Genomic DNA, 20,844 nt, shown 5'->3' on the forward strand with positions numbered 1-20,844 from the left:
GACGCCTCTTGATGCGGCAACGGGCCAAGCCAATCGACCATCGGCGAGGAACGTCGACAGCTTGAGCGATGGCCGCTGTGGTGGCGATCTTCTCTGCCTTGAAGGCGCCGTATGCGTTGCCGCTTTTTGGCCGGACCAGCGCATACTGAGGCGATAGTAGAATTCCTCAAGCGTCACGCCGTTGGCTTCGGCAACTGGCCATGCGAGCCGTCCATCGTCCATCGTTATAGAAAAGTGCGGTAGTCTAATATCGTCGAAATGTTCCGTCACTGGTCGGCCATTATTAATATTTTGGATTAATCCAGAAACGATAAATCGAGAATATTTGCGTGTCTAGCAGGCGCGTGTTCGCCACTTGGTTGACTAAGTAGAGTGTGGACAGGCGGTAACAGTATTGCGGTAAGCGTTCATTTACGCTCGGCACTCTGGTCGTTGCACCACCCCAAATATTTCCCAAAGCGGCCCCTTGCTCTGAAAGCGCATCATTCACCGCTCCCCGAAACTGTCCTTATTCTCAACCGAACACAGAGCCGGCCCCCATGCCCATCACCTATCCGCTCGACAAACCCTTCCTGGCAAGCCTCCCCGGCATCACCACCGATTTCGATCTTCTGTGGCGCCAGGAGCAATCACGCACGGCCGGCGGTCGAACCGTGGTGAAGGACTTCGGGTCACCGCTGTGGCGGCTGTCAGCGCAATCCCGCAGCCTGAAGCCGAACGAGCTGGACTACTGGCGCGCACGGCTGACGACCTTGGAAAACGGCCTGAAGACGTTCCGGGCCTTTCCAAAAATCCGCTGGTTTCCCATTGCCTATCCCAAAGGGTCATGGCTGATGGGAGACGCCTTTGCCGGCGTCGGCTCGATCGCAACTATTGCCGCAAATCGCAAGGCTGTCTCGGTGTCCGGTTTTCCAGCCGGCTACCGCTTCTCGATCGGGGATTATCTCCAGATCGGGGAGAAGGATCTGCACCAGGTCGTGGAAGCGGCTGTGGTGGATGAGAATGGCGTCTCTCCGCAGTTCGAGATCCGTCCGCATCTTTGGCCAGGGGTTTCCGCCCCTGTTGCCGTCACCGTCAAACAACCCGCCTGCCTGATGACGGTGGTGCCGGGCTCGGTCTCCTCGTCTGCCGATCCCGGCACGGGGCGAGGGGCGATCAGCTTTCAGGCGATCGAAGCAAGGTAACATCCATGCGTAACATCTCGGCTCAGAACCTTGCCGCCCTTGAGGCGCGCGAGCTGGTTGCCCGTGACTTCATCTGGTTTACCGTTCGCGATCGGGCAAGCGGCGCACCGGTGACCGATGGCGTGTGGTCGGACGTCGGCAATATTTCTGCTGCCGTCATCCATCCCGATACCGGCATTCCTGTTACCCGCGACTGGTATGGATCAGGAACGCTGATCGGTGTCGATGACATTCCGCTTGTTGCCAATCTTTCGGTGCAGAACGTCACCATCCGCATGTCGCAGGTGAGCGAACACGTCCAGACGCTTGTTCGGCTCTACGATTGCAAACAGGGCAGGGTGGAGATCTATCGCGGCCTGTTCGATCCCGACACGCGCCAGATGGTGGCGCCGGCCGAATGCCGCTTTGTCGGCGTCATCGACCAGGTGGTGATCAAGACGCCGTCCGAGAACGAGGTGGGCTCTGTGACCATGACCTGTGCCAGCCACACACAAGAGATGACCCGCTCCAATCCCGTCACCCGCAGCCATGCCACGCAGATCCTGCGCCAGGCCGGGGATATGTTCTATCAGGATGCCGACACGGTGACGGAATGGGAGTTCTTCTGGGGCTCGGAAAAGGGCGTCGTGCCGACCCAGAAGAAGCGCAAGAAGTTTTTAGGCCTCTTCTGATGACGGTTCGTCACGCTCGCCCAGAAGACCGCGACCGCGTGGTGGCGCTCCTGCGCGAAAGCCATGCGGCGGCCGGCTTCACCTTCCCGTTCCAGGCAGCCTATGCCGACCGGCTGTTTCAACAGCACCTGGCCTCACCCATGGCCTGTGTGCTGGTCGCTGGCGAGCCGGCTTGCGGCATCCTCTTGGCCGTTGCCTATGAACATCCGTTTGGCGCCGGTCGCATGGCCAAGGAAACCGTCTGGTTTGTCTCTTCCAAAGCCCGCGGCCGATTGGGGCTTGCCATGCTCGATGCCTATGAGAACTGGGCCAAAGGTATCGGCTGCAGCTCGGCGGGCATGGCGTCGCTTTCCAGCAATGACGTCTCGCGGATCTTTGAGCGGCGCGGTTATGCGCCGATCGAAACCCATTTCGCAAAACCGCTCGTTCTCTGATTTCCGCAGCGGCGCTTAAATACTTCAGGAACATCAATGGCTATTTTCTCCGGCGCTGCTGCCTTGATCAGCGGTGCGATCTCGGCTGTCTCGACCTTTATCGGCGGCCTTGGTGCAATCGGCTCCTTTGTCCTCAAGGCAGCCGTGGGCCTTGGCACCAGCCTGCTGGCGCAGTCGCTGGCCGGCAAGCCGCAGGATCCGACGTTCTCGATCAACGGCACGCTGCAAGGCGGCGGCGACCTCTCGCGGTCCTTCCTCCTCGGCCGTGCCATGACGGCAGGCTCGCTTGCCTGGGTGAACACCTGGGGCCGCGATGGCGATACACCGAACGCCTTCCTCACACAGGTCATCCCGGTGTCCGATCTGCCGGTGCGGGGTCTGGCGGACGTCTTCGTGAACGGTGAGAAGGTGACGCTTGGGGCACTGTCCGAGCGTGGCTATGCCATCAACGAATATCCCGACTGCCTCTGGGTCAAATTCTACGACGGCACGCAGACCACAGCCGATGGCTTTCTGTTCAACTCGGCCTCGAACAATAACCGCTGGTGGAACCCGGATCGCATCGGGCGAGGCGTCGCCTATGTGATCGTCACGGCGCGCGTGTCGCAGAACATGTTCAGCGGCGTTCCCTCCTTCAAGTTCGTCATCGATGGGCTGCGGCTTTACGATCCCTCGGGCGACAGCTCGGTCGGCGGCAATGGCCCGCAGCGTTATGCCGATCCCGCCACCTGGGGCGGTGATGGCGACTTCCTGCCGGCCGTGCAGATCTACAATCTCCTGCGTGGCCTGACGTTTAACGGCCAATGGTTCTACGGGCTGCAGAACATGCCGGCCGCACGACTGCCTGTCGCCAACTGGATTGCCCAGATCAACAAGAACCGCGCCGGCATTCAGGAGGCGGGCGGTATCGTCGCCACCTTCCGAAGCGGTGGCGAAGTGCAGGTGCAGGCGCCGCTGACTGCCGCACTCGAAGCGCTGCTGACAGCATGCCACGGCAAGATCTCTGAAGTCGGCGGCGTCTATACGCTTCACTGCGGGGCGCCGGATGCACCGGTGATCGCCTTTACCGATGACGATATCCTCTCGACCGAAGAACAGGAGTTTACTCCCTTCCTCGGCTTGGCCGATACCATCAACGGCGTCTCGGCCACCTATCCGTCGCCGGCCGATGGCTGGGTCGTCAAGACTGCACCGCCGCTTTACCGGCCGGATCTCGAAGCCAATGACGGCAACCGCCGTCTGATGGCCGATGTCGAACTGACGTTTGTGCCCTATGCCGAGCAGGTGCAGCGCCTGATGAAGTCGGCGCTGGAGGAGGCAAGGCGGTTTCGCCGGCACACGATCGTGCTGCCGCCAAAGTTCTGGGCCTATGCCACGCCGTGCGCGGTGTTCTCCTGGACGTCTGAGCGTAACGGCTATGTGAACAAGCTGATGCGGATCGATGGCGCTGTCGATCGCGGCAATCTCGATGTGATGATCGATATCACAGAGGTCGATCCGGCCGACCACGGCTGGACGTCATCGGAAGAGTTCAAGCCGCCCGTCGATGGCGCAGTCGGCATCATTCGCCCGGCGCCACAAGCCCTGGTCGATTGGTATGCGGAACCGGCCACCGTCAAGGACAGTGTCGGGCGCGATCGCCGGCCGGCCATTCGCCTCACCTGGGATAATTCCGATGGCCGCCTCGATGACGTGATCGGCATCGAATACGAGGTGCGCCTGCAGGCAAGCCTTGACCGCGTCCATGAAGGCCGCACCGATCAGCCACAGGCGGGGTCGCTGCTGATCTCGCAAGGGTTATTGCCCTTAGAAGCCTATGTGGTGCGTGCCCGCTATATCCCGCGGGGCGACAGGCCGGTGCTGTGGTCGGGCTTCATCCCGGTCACCACGCCGAACGTCCTGCTGACCGACAAGGATGTCTATGTCGATATCGATCTCACCGGCATCGACGGTGCGCTCGGCTGGCTGCGCGATGGTGTCAGAACGGCAAAGGATGCCATCAACGGCCTGATTGCCGGCCAGATGGAATTGTCCACGCAGGCGTTTACGCAGTCCCAGGAGATCCGCCGCGAGCTTTCGGTGTCGCTGGGTTCGGCTCGGGCGGAATATCGCGAGAAGATCGAGGTCGGTTTGACGGCCACGCAGGCGGTTGCCACCCGGCTGGAAACGCTTGAGGTGAGCTTTGGGGCGGCCACTGCGCAGCTGAGTGACGATATCGAGATTGTTGCCAATGCCAATGCGGCACTAAGCGGCCGGGTTCAAAACCTGAGCGCGGCGCTTGGCGGCAACAATGCCAGCGTCAATGTGGCCTGGTCGGCGGTTGCAGCACCTGCAGGTTATGCGGCGCGCTATGGCATTCAGGCAGCCGTCAACGATGGGCGGTACCGGGCGGCATCCTTCCTGATGGATGTGCCGGCCAATCCCGCTTTGCCCTCGCGCATCATCATGAAGGCAGGGCAGGTGGTCATGGTGAGCGACGACGATGCCACTATCGCGCGGCCCTTCGTGTTTCAAAATGGTGTGCTTTACCTCGACCAGGTCAAGGTCAACAGCCTGTCGGCGCTGTCGGCCAATCTCGGCAATGTCGATATCTCGAATGCCACTATCGGCTCGCTGGTGGTGGGCACGTCGAACATTGAAGCTGGCGCTGTCACTGCTGTCGAGTTTGGCGAAACCACCGTCACCCTCAATCACGGGGTTGGATCTCCGCGCGTGCGGGTGGACATCACGTTTTTTGCTACCGGCAGTAACTACACGTCTTGTGTCGTCCGCAACGACACGGACGGCGTGGTGCTGGAACAGTTCACCGTCGATGGCACTGACAGCACAACTCGGGTGGCTGGGGCAATTACCCGGTTTTACCGCTTTGATCCGCCTGCCGGGCGGGCAGCAACAACCTTTTCCCTCAACGTCAACACGACAGGTTCGCTGCGCATCTCGGGGCGTTCCATCTGTGCTTCAGCCTACAAAAGGTGATCCCATGACAACAGGAAACAGCATGCAGGTCGATCCTATGGTCGCCCTGCAGGAGGCGGCTGCGCGTGAAGAGTTCTTCAAGCAGCGCAATCTCTTCCTCGCGCAATCGCTTCGAGTGGCGTCCGAGGAGAACAAAAAGCTCTCGGAAACCATCACTGGCCTTGAGGCTGATCTAAAACTGCTGCGTACCGAAGGTGGCAGCGAACACGAGGAGAACGAGTGATGGCAGGATCTGCCTATTACAGCACCGGCACGGCGTCGGTCGTGCAAGGCGAGCGTATCGTCACCGGCCTTGGCACCGGATGGCGGACAGAAGACGGCGGACTGTCCCCGATCAAGGCCGGCGACAAGTTCGGCCTCCATGTTGGTCGCCCCATCCTCATCGAAAGCGTCGATAGCAATACGCAAATCACCCTGGCGGATGCCTGGCCTGGGCCATCGCAGCAGCAGGCGCCGTACAAGGTCGAGCTGACCAGTCCGCAGGTCATTGCCATTGATGCCATGCGCCGGCTGTTTGCCTCACTGTCGAGGGGCAACCTCACCAGCCTTGCCGAGCTGCAGCTCGATGAGCAGCAGATCCCGATCGCCATGGGTCCTGGCGTCTTCGGCACAATCGCCAAGGATGATCTCGTCCAGGCGGTGAAGTTCGATGCGGAAGTGGCAGCTCTGGCCGATCGCGCCGCCTATGATCGGGAGGCCAAAGGGTTTCGGGTGCTGGTCGCCAATGCCGGCAATAACCGCTCGGCCTTCTATACCAAGAGATCAGCGACAGCGGCTGACTGGAGCGCGCCGTTTTACGTCTCTGGTGTCCAGGGGCCTGCCGGACCACTGACGGAACTGACGTTTGGACCTGTCACCACCTTGGCCTCTGGCCAGCCGGCATCCGTCAACGTGGTGCAGGTGGATGCCGATACCGTGCGGCTCGATCTGTCATTGCCGAAAGGCGCCGACGGCACGGGAACCGGGGATGTGGTCGGCCCTGCCGGTGGCGTTGCAAATGGCCAGGTCGCTGGCTTTGACGGCAATGGTGGCAAGGCGCTGAAGGGGCTGTCGGCCGCAGACGTGCTTGCCGTGGTCAAAGCGGCGGGAGCCTATGCGAAAGACAATGTCCTCGGATCGGTCGCGCAAGCTGGTGGTGTTCCAACAGGGGCCATCATCGAGAGAGGCAGCAATGCGAATGGCGATTTTGTGCGTTATGCCGACGGCACCATGATCTGCTGGGCCAAAAGCCCGACCTTATCGACAGCGACCGCGGCCTACGGGCCGTTCTATATCCTTACTGGCCCGGTATCGATGGTGTTTCCATCGGTGTTTTCGGCCCCGCCTTTTGTTGTCCCGGTCATTGCTCGAACGTCCGCCACAACGGGAGCGGTGTGGCCTTTTCTCGCCAATCAAAACACGACAACCCAAGCCACGGCTCTGCAGATGGTTTCGCTTGGACAAACCGAAACTGGCTATCCCGGCTATATTGCCATTGGGAGGTGGTTCTGATGGGTATCCGTCTTTATCAAACACCACAGCGTCGTGACGGTGCCTTGACCATCGAGTGCAGCACGCAAGGCGAAACGCTGACGATCAACGGTCACGCCTTTGATCTTTCCGCAGTTCGCACGCAGGCACAGATCGACTGCGATCTTATTGCCGCTCCCGTCTTCAGACAGGACGGTGACGTTCATGTGCAGGTCATCGTGCCCTATGGGCCGGATGACGAACCCTGCGCTCATGACGTCATGCCTGACTATGTTGCGCCACTGAGCCTTGATGATTATCGGGCCGCCATTCAGGCAACGGTCGATCGCACGGCGCAGGCTCGCCTCTATGACAGCGGCAACAGTCTTGCCTCCTACGCCAACTCAACCAACCCGCGCTGGGCGGCCGAGGCGCAAGCCTTCATCGCCTGGCGCGATAGCGTCTGGGCCTTTGCCTATGACGAACTGGCAAGGGTCGAGGCGGGAGAGCGCCCGCAGCCGACCGTCGAGCAGATTGTCTCCGAACTCGCGCCGATCCGTTGGCCTGTAACCACGCTTTAGGTCCAACCGCACGCGCATTCCCGCGCAACCTTCAATCATAATCCAAGGAGGCATCCGTGCCAGTCACCGCAATCTCCGCACCGGGGAGGGCTTTCGTGCGCCTGCTCGAAGGCAATCCGCTCACCTGCTATCTCGATAGCCGCAAAATCCCGACCATTGGCACGGGCTTTACGATGGGCAGCGAAAGCTGCCGGCGTGAGCTGGCCAGGATCGGCATCACCAAGCTCATCCCCGGAAAGACCAGGGTCACCGCCGAACAATCCGACGCGATCCTCGATGCCGTCATGGCCTCGGAGTTCGTGCCGGCCGTGGTAGCAAACAGCCCGAGCGATCGCACGCAGTACCAGCTCGATGCCGCCGCCTCTGCCTGCTTCAATCTCGGCGTCGGCGCCATGACGTGGCAATGGGCAAAGCTTTGGCGGGCGGGCAAGCTGAAGGCGGCCGCCGACTACCTCGCCAGCCACTACAATACGGCGGGCGGTCAAAAGCTTCCCGGCCTGGTGCGGCGGCGCAAGGAGGAGGCGCTGCTGTTCGCCACCGGCATTTACACCGGTGTGTCCGGCGCAATGCCGGAAGGTGCGCCTCGCACGGCAACCGACACCAAACCTGCCGGGCAAGATCCTGTCGTGCGTGAGGCGCAGGAGCTGCTGACGGCCGCCGGCCTCAATCCCGGTGCCATCGATGGCTGGATGGGCGAAAAGACCAAGGCCGCCGTCATTGCCTATCAGCGGGCGCATCCGCACCTGGTCGCCGATGGCATCATCGGGCCGGCAACGCTCGCTCAGCTCCGGCGCGATGGTTCGGCCGCCCGTGAGGCACTGACGAAAGCCGGGAGCAGCGGGGCAGGGACGGCGGCGGCCGCTTGGGCGGCGGGTCTGCCCTGGGCGTGGGTGGCCGTTGGCGCCGTCGTCATTGCCCTAGCCTACGTCGCGTATCGCAACCGCGATCTCATCGCCCGCCGCTTCAACACCTGGCGCGGCAAAGCGGTCGAGGTGTGACATGCCGGCGACCGTCAAAATCGCGGCCGTCCTGGCGGCTCTCTCAATCCTTGGCGCCTTCGGGATCTGGTTCTGGAAACAGGCCGGCAATGATGCGCGCATCTCCATCGAAAGGCAGGACAATGCAGCAGGTAACAATGCCGATGATGCTCGCGCTCGTTTCGACGCTTGCCCTCACGGCTTGTGGGACTACGGCGCCGGCAAGTGTCGCGGGACTTCACCGCGTGGTCGGAACTGATCTGATCGGCGCGCGTGGCGCAACGCCTGCCGACCAGCGCAGAATCGACCGCACCGTCGTTGCCCTCTGTGCCGCTGACGTCTGGTCAAAACCCGAATGCGGCGCACACGGGGAGGGGAGGCCATGAGCCAAGGCTATCTCGGCCCCGGTATCTGGATCCGCATCCGCCACAGGTTCGGCCCGCGCATGATGGAATGGATGATGGCCGGCCACATGATCATGTTCGGCTGGGTGCTGCTGTTGCCGGCCGAGACGTTCAATCAGCCGCAGTTCTGGTCCTTCCGCGATCTTGTCCCCTCGGAAGACTGCCTCGGCTGGTCGATGCTGCTGATCGGTTGTCTGCGCATCATTGGCCTTGTCATCAACGGTGCCCGTGAACGGGTGACACCGCAGATCCGCCAGCTCTCGGCCGCGATCGGCTGCGTCATCTGGTCGGGCATCTCCTACGGCTTTGCCTCCTCCGATGTCGCCAGCACCTGGCTTGCCGTCTACCCGCTGTTTGCCCTTGGCGAGCTGATTAACATTCATCGCGCAGCCCGCGATCAAGGGGAAATCCGCAATGGAACAACTGGCTAATCTGCCGCCACTTGCTCTGATGACATTCGGCGCAACGATCGCGGTTATCTTCGCCGTTCGCCACCTCGGCCTGATGCAGGGCGCGCGCACATCGCCGGCAACCTCACCGGCCGCTGCACAGGTGGCAGCCGTGATTGTCGATCCAACCGCGTTGAATAGGGCAGCCGCCGTGCTTGAGGATCACACCGCCGAAATGCACCGCATAGTCGAGATCGGAGAGCGTCTGGCGCGTGCGCATGAAATCGTTGGGATCGAGCTGGGGCGGGTTCGCGAGGAAATGCGGCTGGAGCGGGAGCTGCGACGGGCGCAACGGCGCGACGATATGTGATCGGCGCATACGCAGTTTCAAAGCAACGAGGGGATCATTCGCAACTGCGTTGAGTGCTGAAGGCACTCGGGTTATTCACCGGCAGAATGAGCTGAGGGCGAATGCAGACGTCGCCTTTAGCTCTTCAGCCGCCCTCCGCACCGTCATCGATGCTATCTGCCAGTTTACTGTCATCCGGGCGTGGTTTGACGATTGGCACCGCAACCGGCTTTGCCTCATCCGGCAGGCCATCCGTAGCTTCGGTCTGCAGCACCGTATTCGGAGCATCCTCGCAGAAGGCTGAGGTTGCGGTTGCCGCCAGGAGGGCAAGCACGATGGTGCCGGTTCGCAAGGTCATGAAGCTGTTTCTTTCCGCTACCTATAGGCGGCACGCTATGGCAAGCGCCCGCGATAGGCAATGGTGCGCTTGAACGTCTGACTGCGCCAGCTTCGCGTGCGGCTACAGAACGTATGAGCGTTTCAGATGATGTTCTCATCTGCACCGCCCTCAGTCGAATTCGGTGAGCGTCGGGCGTAACGGCGCGACGAGATTTTGGCGACCGTATCAGGTCTCTCAAAACACCATGTATGGCCGGAAGGGTTTTCCCTTCCGGCCAAGGTCTGCCGCCCGGGCACGGGTGGTCGCAGCCATCATGGCTGCAACAGCGGGTTCAGATTGGCGTCATACCCCGCTCGACAATCACTCACGATCATTGCCGCACCCGCTGCCTGCGCAGGCCGGGGCGGTTTGTCAGAAAATATGGTCGTACACAATGCAAGACAGCTTTCACTTTTCCGAGGTTCGTCCCGTCTCTCCTCCTGCTGCCTATCTAGGCGGCAAGAAGCAGCTCGCGGCGCGGATCGCCTCCATGCTCGAACAAATCCCCCACGATCTCTATGCAGAGCCCTTCACTGGTATGGGTGGCGTGTTCTTTCGGCGCCGGCTTGTGCCGCGTGCTGAAGTCATCAACGATGTGTCCGGCGACGTCACGACGCTGTTTAGGATCCTGCAGCGGCACTATCCCCAGCTCATGGATGTGCTCAAATTCCAGATCACCTCCAGACGGGAGTTCGAGCGCCTGGCGTCGCTTGATCCGAGCACGCTCACCGATCTGGAACGGGCTTCGCGTTTTCTCTATCTGCAGAAGCTTGCCTTCGGTGGAAAGATCACCGGCCGCACCTTTGGTGTCGATACAACAGGCGGCGCACGCTTCAACCTCACCCGCCTGGCGCCGATCCTTGAGGAAGTTCATGAGCGGCTTTCCGGGGTCGTCATCGAATGCCTCGACTGGCGCAAGTTCATCGACCGCTACGACCGCCCCGGCACCATGTTCTACCTCGATCCGCCCTATTATGGGTGCGAGAACGATTATGGAAAAAACGTCTTCAGCCGGGATGATTTTGCCGAGATGGCCGAGCGCCTGGCCTCGATCAAAGGCCGCTTCATGATCTCGCTGAATGATACGCCAGAGGTGAGGGAGATATTCAGTCGCTATCCGATGGCGCAAGCGGCGCTCACCTACACCATCCGCGGTGGTGCTGGCAAAGAGGTGGGGGAGGTAATCATCATGGACGGCAGGCACCCATCGATTGCAAACCTGCCGCTGATTTGATGTGCGCCGATTGACGAGCCTTCAATACTAGAACAAAAGAAGAACATGAAACTCCGGCGCGGGATCAATCTTCGGCCTGACGATTACAGCCGTATTGTCTTTGACAGGCCGGCGACCTTTGAGACCGTGCCGGAATGGTATCTGCTGGGTGCAGTGTGCAGCCGATGCGGGAGGAGCGGGGGTGTTGACCGCCGGGCAATGGAGCGTCGGTTTGGGTCCAGGAAGCCGCTGGAGGAGATCCGGTTGAAGCTCAGGTGTCGCAACTGTGGGAATATCGGGACGAATGAGTGGGTGATGACCAAGGCGGCGCGGTAGGGGGGTGAAGGAGTGCGTCGTTTATGGCGTGGGGTGAGTGGCTGCTTTGGGCCTTTAAATCGGCCATTCAGCTCGCCGTGGAATTTTCTAGAAGCTGCCGTTCGCCTAACCAGAAAGAGTATCAGAATTTGAGGTGTTTTCCGCCCGTTCGCTTCGTAGTACGGAGCGGGGAACGCAGCCATATTTTCTAGCGTCGAGCGGCAGTAGCCAGGCGACGGAACACTGCGCTTGTCGAGAGTGCAGGATCGACCTTCAAAATCTGATCCAATGCATCAGTGAGATCGTGAGGAATGACAGCACCTTCCGAGGTGCCGACTGTGAGATCAAGTAGCTTCAATAAAGCCCGCGCCTTCGCTTCATCATTGATGACGGCGAGCTTCTTTGTTTCGCCATCGTCGCCATAAAGGCCATAGTTGACCATCGACCAGCAATGGAAAGGCACGAGAAAGCGGGTAATTGTGTCCACAGCTTCGGCGAATGCCTCACCTGATGTCGCCGGAAGATCAGCAAGCGCCTCGCTAACCCCAGGCGTCGCCAGCGAACGCTCCTGCGGCCAAACCTCGCGAAGGAACGGTGCGGCGCTTGAGCGAAAGAGAGCGGCTGCGGTTGCAGGGTCTTCTTGCTCTTTGCCATCTTTTGGTGCTTTGGTTTCTGCATTCGCAGAGAGTTCAAGAACGAATTGCTGGATTGCATTCGCCGCCGATGCGCGCACTTCATCATCCAGCGTTCGTAGCATCTGCTGAATGCGTTGGTTAGGCACTGCAGGTGCACGGTTCTCGTGGAAAGCGTGAAGGGATTCGATCACGAGGCTGAAAACTAGCCGACGGCGTGTTTCTCGGCTCAATCGGCGATCATTCGCGCGTTCGGCCATTGCCGCACCAATGCTTTCCAAGACTTCGGTAAAGTGCGTGCGCCTTGCAACCGCTCGCCAGAGCGCCAAAGCGTCTCCATCATCCTTGAGCAGAGGCGCGATGAGATGTTCCTGCGCCCAATCAGGATCAGCGCGCAGAAAGTAGGGCAACGACTCGATCATCCGGTGTTTGGCGATAAGCCCACTGCGGCCTTCCGCTGCAATGACGATGTCGCGCATTAGCCTTTCCATCGAATCTGCGGGAAAAGCTTGTGCTCCCGGCGGCAGTCTTGGACATGCAGCCAGAAACACGCCAACGAGCTTGCCAGCAGGCGTGTTGAGCGTGTCGAGATCCATCGACTGGCGGTCATCATCTCCAGCGCGCGCGACAACGCTCAGGTCCTCACCTTCCACATTTTCGGGCCTTCCATTCGTGACCTCAACCGCGATTGGCCAGAGACGAAGCCAGATCGGCAAGATCAATGGCAGCTGAACGGCGAGCTTCTCCCAAGCATCCAGCCAGGCACAAATTCCATCGATCGAGCTCGAAAAGGCTGTATCGGACAGTTGGTTCAGCAAGCCGAGAACCCTGCCAGCCTCTCTGCTTAGCAGTGCATCCTGTGCCTCATCGCCGGCTTGCTCGCGCAATTTATGCGCCCAGCCAAAGCGGTTCCAGACCTTCGGGAAGTCGTCGCCACCATTCCTCGTGGTCTCGAAGTCAGCTAGCACCTTGTCTGCATTGCCCCGTTGGTTGATCCAGTCGTTGGCGCGTTCCGCTGGATCATCATCCCAGCCACGACGTCCGGTTCCCAAGGCTGCTTCGAGCGCTTTGAGCCGTTCCACGCCTGAAACCGTATCGAATTTCGCATCCGGTTTCGCTTCACGACTAGTGACGGTAACCCCGCCGGAAAAACCTTCATCGATTGTCATCTCCGCGAGTTCGGCAAATTGCGCCGTCCGCGCATCAAGCCAAGTCTTAACTCGATCCGGTAAGACACCTCCGCCGACTTCGATGCGCCGTAGTTCCCGCAAGGACCAAAACAGCCGTGCATTCTTTACCTCCGCGGCATCCACTTTCTTCGGCCAACGATCCCGCGGAGGGCCTTTCTGAATCCTGGCGACTATTGCGGCTTGCTCTTGTGCGTTCATGTAGCGGAATCGGACGGCGCGAAGCTCAGCGATTTCCGGGAACCCCTGCACATCCCAAAACCGGTGCTGATCGAGGGCAGTGAGGAAGGCTGACACCTCTCCAGCGGGCGTAATCTGTTCGTTCCGAGAGATCGCAGCCCACAAACGAAGATGAACCGGCGAGCTACTCAGCCTCCAGCGCCCAGCAAAACTCCGCGCACCAGCGAGATCAATTTCCGAAATTCTAGCGACGACGGCATGCAGCAGCTTCACTGATGGCGCGATGCCACGATGGTACGCGTCTGGGTCACCATCCTCGCGCGCTTTTGGAGCGTTAGCTACGTAGTAGGCGCGTCTCATATCGCCAAGTTGCCATAGGCGCCTTTGTCCATCCCAGCCCAGTCTGCGAGCAGTGTCGAGGCCGTGATTGACGGCGGCTTCCAGCGCATTGGCCAGCGACGTCAGAAAAGCGACATCATTGAGGTTAGCCAGTTCGAGTATATTCAGATCAACCAGATCTCCGCTCGTCAGGCCGGCTGACAGAATGTCCTCGACCATCTTCGGCTTGCGCGGTTTCTTGATGTAGGTCCATCGCCACGCATCAATCGGCTCGACTTTAAGTCTCGGCGCAACAAGATCAACAATTGCGGCGATCGCTGCACCGGACCGATCTCCTCCCTGTAGCCGCTTCTGAATGTCGTAAATAGCAGTTCCATGGTTTCCGTCCGAATAAGGCGCTGCCCAGCTTTCTTCGATCAGCCGCCATGCCGAGGCCCATGGTTCTGGAAGATTGTGCGCAACTGGGGCGGTCAACAAATCCTCAACTGCAATACGCTCCACCCGCTGCCCGGCTTTGAGCTTCAGAGCCCAATCGATCGTTCCTTGCTCAGCAAGGCGCTTGTTCAGGAAGGCGATTACCGCTCGGAACGTCTCGCGGTCTCGCGGATCAAGAGAAGCCCAGGGCCGGATCATGGCTTCCGCCCCCACGCGGCTTCAGCGCAAATCTCTATAACTGCATCGAGCCAGCTGAGCTCTGCCTTCGCGTCGGAAACGAGCGCCGAAAGACGCACGCGTTCGCTTGCGTTGCTTCTCCGGAAGAAATGGTCAAATAGGTCGCGGTCAGGGTCCTTAGCAGCAGACCGCGATGTTCTTACAATTCTTCGTAATTCTGCATCGACGATTTCTTTCTTCCCATTGATCGCAGACAAAGCCGCCCATCGTTCTAGGGTCGCCCTTAGCGCGTGGTGGTCGTTCGCTGAGTCGTAGTGGATCGGTGTGATACCGCGCCCATTCCAGTCCGCAACTGCGACCGGGTCAGGCGAGTTCGTGCCGAAAAAAGTGAAGCGCTCCTTCAGATCGTCAAACCGTTTGCCGTCCGCTGCGACCGCGTTGAGCAGGTAACGCATAGGCGGATCGTTGGCGCTGTAGCCGACCAGCACCAAATGATAAAGGCGCGCAGCATCGTAGATGAAATCCGGAACAACGCGGCGGCGCAGATAGAACTCGCCGAAATCCTGATCGGATAAAACAACTTCAGAAGTTCGTTCGGAGCGCTTGTCGAGCGCGCCATGGATGTGAAGCACGCCAGAGAACTCAGAATTCCGCGATGGCCTTGGGATCGAGCCGAGCGAATAGGTCTCTAAGGGTGACCGAAGCCGTTGCGCGGCGGTTTGAAGTAAAAGATCAAAGTTTGTTGTCACGATGGTCTTGGCTCCGCCGCGATCGGCAAGGGCAATGAGCGCCTTGTGGATCGCGGCTGGGCTTGCTGCACCTGAACGTAGGATCGCCGCTACTGTGCGCCTCACCTGGCTATCGCCACGTGTCTGATCGTCTAATCGGCGCTCAAGCATGCCGAGGACAACATCATAGTCCCCTGAGATGAACCGTTTCACTTCCGCTGTCTGCCGATCTGTCAGGCCAGCACAATTGGCCTGCCACTGGTTGCAAGCTCTCGGTGGCAAGCCCGTCAAGACGCTGTGCGTCGAAGCATCGAGTTTGGCATAGACGTCGAGTACAAGTTGACGAAAATCCGGAAGCCCGGCGGGCCGGGAGATGCCTGCACCGCAAATGAACAGGACCTCCCCCCGCGCATGAGCCAGAAGGAGCCGCTCCGGGATTGCGGATAGCCCGCGGCCTAATTGTATAACTCTATCCTCAACAATCGTATTGTCTGGCACAGCCCTTAAGCCTTCAGGTCACGAATCCTTTTCTTCAATCTATTGCCCTGTTTTTCGATTGAACAGCTAGATGCTGCCTTTGCCTCCTGCATCATGAAGCCTGGAAGCCGATTCCAATACGAATGACAAGTTTGACACGGCGGTGACGAGTAGCCTGACCGCTCGCAACTAGCTCGAAAGCGACAATGGTGGTCGGCGGCGCATACCCAGGTATTCACCCTGGGCCGCCAAAATCGAACAGCGTGCTTCCGGCTCCATAGGTGCCGCTGCTATTGAATGAGATCTGTAGTCCAAGGCGCAGGCGGTTAGCCCAGTTTCTGGAGCAATATATGAACATGGCTGGCTAACCCTTTTTCTAAGTATCTGATTGCGCAGCAGCTTCGCAGGCCCTCCGGGTCGCCGCCGTCCTCGAGGACCAGACCGCCGAGATTCATTGGAATTGGATGCATGTGAGAGAGCAAGCCCAGACGGCGAAGACAACCTATCATCCTGAAAAAAGGAAAATGGTGGGCGAGGACGGACTCGAACCGCCGTTATACCGTCAATAGAATGGTGTCTAAATAGAAGGTTGTTTATATGTTGGGGATATTGTCGCAAAATTTTCATAGTTTATCAGTTAATACTCGACTCCTTCTTGTCGTAAGCTCAGAATATAATTGGTATTTCTTATGTCGGAGCTAGCATGACCGAGGGATGGTTGAAGCGGTTAATCGGGGACTTGCCAAGTCTAGTGACTGTTGCAGGCGCGCTTATCGCTCTTGGAGTATGGGTAGGAAATCTCAAAAACCAGGTCGATAATTCTCAACAGGAGGTTGCGCAGCTCAAAGGGCAGGTAACCCAGCTCCAGACCATTCTTGAAAAAACCCAGGGTGTGTCAGGTGCCGGGCCACGCGGCGCAGCGGGCCCACAAGGCCCAAAAGGGGATCAGGGAGACACTGGGCCACAAGGTAAACAGGGCGATCGGGGACCACAGGGACCAGCGGGTTCGTCTGTCACTCCGGATCAAATCGAGAATCTTATTGCCGTAGCGTTGGCGAAAATGAAACCTACGCAGACTTTGGCGTCAATCGCTGCACCGATGTCTTCTGCACCGGCCAACGGTTGCTTGGCAGCAGAGGCGCTGGATACCGAGGTAGTTAGACTGAAGGTCGGCATGACTATTTGTGATCAAACAGGCAGATTGCTCGCTGAGATTATCGCGATCTACGACAGTCGGTCAGGCGTGCAGACAAGAGTGCCGGGTCGGGGTGTAGAGGCCTGTCCATATAGCAGAACCTGTTCGGTGCCCTGGGCTAATGGCGCGCAATATGTTTTTGAACAGATTGAGAGGAATGGCAGGGACGTGACCGCTGTGCTGAGAAGAAATTGATGCCACCAAAGGATGCAGTGTCCTCCAAGCGTAGCAGCTGTGGTCGACAGTTCAACGATCCTCCTAGGACTTGAAGACGCGGTTTTAGAGCAAGTTGTCCCTCGTGAACTGCCATAGGTTCGACGGGGTTCAACTCGGGCGATTTGGGCGGTAGTGGCGGGATTGTGATGGTTTGTGGAACGACGAGGTTTTTGGACATATGCCAACCCGCGTTGTTCTGGTCCATGATGAGGATGGCGTTGGCATTGTCAGCGATATGGCGCGAGACGTCGATGAGGTGCTGGTTCATGGCATGGGTTTCTCACCACTGCGTGACAAGAGCGGCAGCCTTTCCAAACTTGGGACAAATCGCGCCGAAGATATAGGCCGACCGGGTTCGCTGGTCCTGCGGCGCGGACGACCTTGTTCCCCGCCAGGCACTTGCCTCTTCTGATCTTGTTCTTCGGTCCGGTGGCTGGTTTGACCGAGAACCATTAACTAGTCCTGGATCGCGATCGATAATAATCTCAGGTGCGGTAGGTTGTGCAGATCGTTGAAATAATCCAACTGCCACGGTATGGCGGTGAGGGATGCTCAAGCACCTGAAATCACAGTCGTATTCTACGGCGGCACGGGGCACCACTTTACGAATTCGACTTTGTTTTCGTTGTGGAATGTTGGCCTTTTCCCGCACTCGAATTGAGGTGGGGGAAGCGGATCTCGATCTGCACTCAGCTTAAACCGATTTGTCGGCAGCTCCTCCTGTTACGTCCGGCCCCAGTTCAAGGCCGTGAAAATATCTCATTATCTTCCGTGCTGCGGCCCCAGAAGTTTCTGCCTGACCTGTTCGGCCGCGCCGCGCACGTAGAACTGGAAGTGGCTGCCGTTATGGGGGATGGCAAGGGCAACGACCGTGACCTGATCCTCGAAACGGGCGACATAAACCACGTGCTGCGGGTTGATGTAGATCTGCTGGTCATGGGTGTTCTTGAAGCTGATCAGGTCCATCATTGTCTATCCTCGAAGCGGGGGCATAGGCTTTCTGCAGAACCGATGCCATGCGCTTCCTTGTGCGGACCATGCCGGCGTGGGCGACAGAAAGCAGGTGTGCGGTTGCGTAGGCCGGATGTCGGGCATTTCGATATCAAAACGACCTGCAAAAACCGTTAAAGTGCAAGGGATCAGGCGCCAAGGGCGGGGCATCATTCCTCGCGGACCCGCAGCCGCAGGATCTTTTCGCGCAGCAGGCGGGCCATGTTGCGGGTGTTGCGATAGAGGTGAAGCTGGGTCGCCACCTGGCGGGTGTCGCGGTCCAGGCTTTCCTGCAGGCCGATGACCAGCGTGCCCATGGTTTCGCGTTCGCGCCAGAAACGGCTCATGATCGGATGATCGAAGGCAGCGCAACTGTCGGAACGGGTGATATTGGCATCGTCCAGATGCCATTCGGTGAGCTTCATCATCAACAGCTTACCCGGTGAGAAGCCTGCATAGGCTTCGTCATAGGCCGTCTTCCAGGTATAGGCGTCACCGGCCATGATGAAAACGATGAGCGAGGCGATCGCGCGGCCGTCGAGATTGAGCGTGTGAATGCGCACCCCGTCAACCTCGGCCAGGTTGCCGATGGCCTCGCGGGCGAAGGCTGCATGGTAGCGGTCATTGATCAGGGCCGAGCGCTTCTTTCCCTTCCAGCCGCGCGCCTCAAGCGCCAGGAATTCTTCCGTGCGGCGGCGGATATCGGCGGGCTGGCGGGCGACATCATGGGTGAGGGTGCCAGATGCCGCAAGCCTGCGCCACTGGCGGCGCATGTCGCGCAGGTGGTGGGCAGACAGCGATTGCCTGAGATAGGTTTCCCCATCGAGGCTGCTGTGCAGGATCGGGCGCTGATAGGTGCCGGTAACGGAAACCGGCAGGTTGCGACCGACGGCCACGGCGCGGATCAACTGGGAAAATCGGCCGGACAGCCTGAGATCAGGCAGAACCAGCACCTTGGGCAAAGAGGTTTGCCGGTCTCCCAGCGCCTCCAGCAGGTTATCGAGCGTTTCGGCCGCGTCCTCGGCGTCCACCAGGGGTGTGCCAAGCGGCCCATACGGGTTTGACCACGCCCGAAGAATTGGCGCGCCGAGCGCAAAGCCGGGTTTTTCGACGGAAAACGGCATGAGCAAGCGCATGCGGCTGGAGCGCTCGGTCTCGTCGCGGATCAGCGCCAGTTGCACCTTGCGGTCTTCGATGCGCGGCATGGCCGGTGCCAGCACGCGTCCGGCAAAGAAGATGTTCGGTTCCATGACGCGGTTGGAGAGAAAATCGAGTTCTTCCTCCAGATCGTAGCCCATGGCTCCGGGATAGATGGCAAGCGAGCGGCCCGGCCGGCCGGTGGCAATGGTGAGCGGTGCGACGGGGCTTGCCGGCCGTTGTCGCGAAACAGCCGCCGCGGGTGCTTCGGTCGATAGACGGGTGGGTGCTGGCATCTCGAAACGGGGTGACCGGACCTCTGCCGCCTGGGCAAACGGTTTCGTCATCGGCGGATGTTCAGTCATGACCGTCCGGCCTTTCATCTGAAATAGCGGGGCACGGCCGCGCAAACGCGAAAATGACAATGCCGAGGGTGCGGCGAACAGCGATATGCAGCAGCACCGCTTCGAGCGTCATGGCAGACGCCGTGGCGATTGCGGCACCCATCAGGCCGAGGCGTGGAATGAGCACGATATTGAGGGCGATGCTGGCAGAGAGCACACAGGCATAAAGCGCCACGCAGAGCGTTTGCCGGCCTGCCATGTTGAGGAGCACTTCGCCGGGGCCGACGGAGGCCTTTGCCAGAATGCCGGCCAGCAGCACCAGCATCAACGGATAGCCCTCGGTGAAGGCTGGCCCGAACAGCGACAGTAGCAGATGTCCGAGTGCCGCGACCCCAAGGCCGACAGCAAGCGATGGCCAGAAACTCCAGCGGGCAGACTTTCCGGCAAAGACGGCAAGCCCGGCCCTGTCGCCGCCTGCCATGATGGCGGCAAAACCGGGGGCGGCGGCGGCCTTCACCGAAAAATAGACGAATTGCACCAATGCGATGGTTTTTGCCGCCGCGTAATAGACCGCCACCTGGTCCGGCGGCAGGTAAAGCCCGACGACCACTACATCGGAATTGGTGAGCAGGAAGCCGATGCCATCCACGAGAAAGAGGGGAAGTGCAAAGCGCGTCCAGGGGCGGATGTCGAAGGCAAGGCCACCGGGGCCGAGGTGGCGGCGCAGGCGCCAGGTAACGCGGATGAACTGGAAGAGCGTGGTGAGATAGGTGGCGGCAAGGGCTGCCGTCATCGCGGTGGTTGCGGTGCGCGGTTCGTCAAGCTGGATGGCAAGCAACATCAGGACAAGGATCAGCAGCGGGCGGATGAGATAGGTGGGGCTGAGCGCCGTAACCGCCCAGCCATTGGCACGGGCAGTGCCTTCCAGAACATCGCCAAGCGCAATCATGGGCAAGGTGAACAGGCCGAGAAACACCGGCACGCGCCAGTAATCGGCCACCGCTTCGTCAAAAAGCCCAAGGAAGGCAAAACCGACGCCCGCAAGCAGGCTTGCCGACAACAGGGCAAACACCCGCGCCGTCCAGTTGAGGCCGCGCACCAGATCATCCTCGCCACGCGCCTGATGTTGCGGCAGAAAACGGATGACGGTGGTGTGGAAGCCGAGGCAGGAGAGATTGCCGAACACCACGACCAGAACCCAGACGAAGGCGAAGATGCCGTAATCGAACTCGCCCATCAGGCGCGCCATGACGATCTGTGCGACAAAGGCGATGGCCGCGCTGAGAACCCGGATGGCAAAGGCAATGATCGCCATGCGCTGGGCGCGTGCGGTCTCATCGCTGCCGGCAAGGATCGGTTCGAGCCCGCGCAGCAACGGTGACAGCCGCGTCTTCACGCTGAGCGGCAGCAATTTCTGCGCTGTGTCGATGACCGTCATGAAGGGCACGTTCTACTGGGGCAAGGATCCAGCCCCGATCATGCGGTC

General features: G+C 59.7%; 20 protein-coding genes. 14 read left to right on the forward strand and 6 right to left on the reverse strand.

The genetic code is table 11. The features are described from left to right. Nucleotides 1–539 precede the first annotated feature (539 nt). From AC4CWF_RS02375 to AC4CWF_RS02430, 12 genes are read left to right on the forward strand one after another with little or no spacing between them, the layout of a single operon-like run. Nucleotides 540–1,184 carry a hypothetical protein gene (locus tag AC4CWF_RS02375; protein ID WP_491283545.1) on the forward strand — a complete coding sequence of 215 codons (645 nt, stop codon included), beginning with the start codon at nucleotides 540–542 and terminating at the stop codon, nucleotides 1,182–1,184. A gap of 5 nt (nucleotides 1,185–1,189) precedes the next feature. Beyond that, nucleotides 1,190–1,855: a hypothetical protein gene (locus AC4CWF_RS02380; RefSeq protein ID WP_491283546.1), complete on the forward strand. Its 666-nt coding sequence runs from the start codon at nucleotides 1,190–1,192 to the stop codon at nucleotides 1,853–1,855. After that, nucleotides 1,855–2,289, forward strand: coding sequence for a GNAT family N-acetyltransferase (locus AC4CWF_RS02385; protein WP_491283547.1), 435 nt, complete (start codon nucleotides 1,855–1,857; stop codon nucleotides 2,287–2,289). The genes AC4CWF_RS02380 and AC4CWF_RS02385 overlap by 1 nt, the downstream gene beginning before the upstream one ends. Before the next feature lie 36 nt (nucleotides 2,290–2,325). After that, on the forward strand, nucleotides 2,326–5,265 hold the full coding sequence (locus AC4CWF_RS02390) for a phage tail protein (RefSeq protein ID WP_491283548.1): 2,940 nt from the start codon (nucleotides 2,326–2,328) through the stop codon (nucleotides 5,263–5,265). A gap of 4 nt (nucleotides 5,266–5,269) precedes the next feature. After that, complete coding sequence (locus AC4CWF_RS02395) at nucleotides 5,270–5,488, forward strand: hypothetical protein (RefSeq protein ID WP_491283549.1); 219 nt, start codon at nucleotides 5,270–5,272, stop codon at nucleotides 5,486–5,488. Then, nucleotides 5,488–6,756, forward strand: a complete 1,269-nt coding sequence (locus AC4CWF_RS02400) for a hypothetical protein (RefSeq protein WP_491283550.1) — start codon at nucleotides 5,488–5,490, stop codon at nucleotides 6,754–6,756. The genes AC4CWF_RS02395 and AC4CWF_RS02400 overlap by 1 nt, the downstream gene beginning before the upstream one ends. Continuing rightward, a complete protein-coding gene (locus tag AC4CWF_RS02405; protein ID WP_491283551.1) occupies nucleotides 6,756–7,295 on the forward strand; it encodes a hypothetical protein in 540 nt (179 codons plus the stop codon). Before AC4CWF_RS02400 ends, AC4CWF_RS02405 begins: the two co-directional genes overlap by 1 nt. A gap of 56 nt (nucleotides 7,296–7,351) precedes the next feature. Continuing rightward, complete coding sequence (locus tag AC4CWF_RS02410; protein ID WP_491283552.1) at nucleotides 7,352–8,293, forward strand: glycoside hydrolase family protein; 942 nt, start codon at nucleotides 7,352–7,354, stop codon at nucleotides 8,291–8,293. Nucleotide 8,294: 1 nt separating this feature from the next. Then, the gene (locus AC4CWF_RS02415; RefSeq protein WP_491283553.1) at nucleotides 8,295–8,531 is read left to right on the forward strand and encodes a hypothetical protein; all 237 of its coding nucleotides are present in this window, start codon (nucleotides 8,295–8,297) and stop codon (nucleotides 8,529–8,531) included. Beyond that, nucleotides 8,416–8,658, forward strand: a complete 243-nt coding sequence (locus tag AC4CWF_RS02420; RefSeq protein ID WP_491283554.1) for a hypothetical protein — start codon at nucleotides 8,416–8,418, stop codon at nucleotides 8,656–8,658. Before AC4CWF_RS02415 ends, AC4CWF_RS02420 begins: the two co-directional genes overlap by 116 nt. After that, a complete protein-coding gene (locus AC4CWF_RS02425; protein WP_210105706.1) occupies nucleotides 8,655–9,107 on the forward strand; it encodes a hypothetical protein in 453 nt (150 codons plus the stop codon). The genes AC4CWF_RS02420 and AC4CWF_RS02425 overlap by 4 nt, the downstream gene beginning before the upstream one ends. Continuing rightward, complete coding sequence (locus AC4CWF_RS02430) at nucleotides 9,091–9,435, forward strand: hypothetical protein (RefSeq protein ID WP_491283555.1); 345 nt, start codon at nucleotides 9,091–9,093, stop codon at nucleotides 9,433–9,435. The genes AC4CWF_RS02425 and AC4CWF_RS02430 overlap by 17 nt, the downstream gene beginning before the upstream one ends. Nucleotides 9,436–9,559: 124 nt before the next feature. Here AC4CWF_RS02430 and AC4CWF_RS02435 read toward each other — a convergent pair whose 3' ends face one another. Then, nucleotides 9,560–9,772, reverse strand: coding sequence for a hypothetical protein (locus AC4CWF_RS02435; protein ID WP_491283556.1), 213 nt, complete (start codon nucleotides 9,770–9,772; stop codon nucleotides 9,560–9,562). Between the two features lie 415 nt (nucleotides 9,773–10,187). Between AC4CWF_RS02435 and AC4CWF_RS02440 the strand changes: the two genes are divergently transcribed. Further along, nucleotides 10,188–11,027, forward strand: coding sequence for a DNA adenine methylase (locus tag AC4CWF_RS02440; protein WP_491285162.1), 840 nt, complete (start codon nucleotides 10,188–10,190; stop codon nucleotides 11,025–11,027). A gap of 502 nt (nucleotides 11,028–11,529) precedes the next feature. Here AC4CWF_RS02440 and AC4CWF_RS02445 read toward each other — a convergent pair. Together AC4CWF_RS02445 and AC4CWF_RS02450 are read right to left on the reverse strand one after the other, a co-directional pair. Then, complete coding sequence (locus AC4CWF_RS02445; RefSeq protein ID WP_491283557.1) at nucleotides 11,530–14,292, reverse strand: hypothetical protein; 2,763 nt, start codon at nucleotides 14,290–14,292, stop codon at nucleotides 11,530–11,532. Continuing rightward, entirely contained in the window at nucleotides 14,289–15,212 is a 924-nt protein-coding gene (locus AC4CWF_RS02450) for an SIR2 family protein (RefSeq protein WP_491283558.1), read from the reverse strand. The genes AC4CWF_RS02445 and AC4CWF_RS02450 overlap by 4 nt, the downstream gene beginning before the upstream one ends. A 967-nt stretch (nucleotides 15,213–16,179) precedes the next feature. Between AC4CWF_RS02450 and AC4CWF_RS02455 the strand changes: the two genes are divergently transcribed. Further along, nucleotides 16,180–16,866, forward strand: coding sequence for a hypothetical protein (locus AC4CWF_RS02455; RefSeq protein WP_491283559.1), 687 nt, complete (start codon nucleotides 16,180–16,182; stop codon nucleotides 16,864–16,866). Between the two features lie 783 nt (nucleotides 16,867–17,649). On the opposite strand, the gene AC4CWF_RS02460 is transcribed toward AC4CWF_RS02455, so the two are convergent. The 3 genes from AC4CWF_RS02460 to AC4CWF_RS02470 form a co-directional block, all read right to left on the reverse strand. Further along, the gene (locus AC4CWF_RS02460; RefSeq protein ID WP_491283560.1) at nucleotides 17,650–17,856 is read right to left on the reverse strand and encodes a hypothetical protein; all 207 of its coding nucleotides are present in this window, start codon (nucleotides 17,854–17,856) and stop codon (nucleotides 17,650–17,652) included. 191 nt (nucleotides 17,857–18,047) lie between these two features. Then, on the reverse strand, nucleotides 18,048–19,310 hold the full coding sequence (locus tag AC4CWF_RS02465) for a GNAT family N-acetyltransferase (RefSeq protein ID WP_491285164.1): 1,263 nt from the start codon (nucleotides 19,308–19,310) through the stop codon (nucleotides 18,048–18,050). A gap of 61 nt (nucleotides 19,311–19,371) precedes the next feature. Next, a complete protein-coding gene (locus AC4CWF_RS02470) occupies nucleotides 19,372–20,796 on the reverse strand; it encodes a lipopolysaccharide biosynthesis protein (RefSeq protein WP_491283561.1) in 1,425 nt (474 codons plus the stop codon). Between the last annotated feature and the right edge of the window lie 48 nt (nucleotides 20,797–20,844).

This window comes from Neorhizobium sp. PAMB6630 (assembly GCF_058242775.1).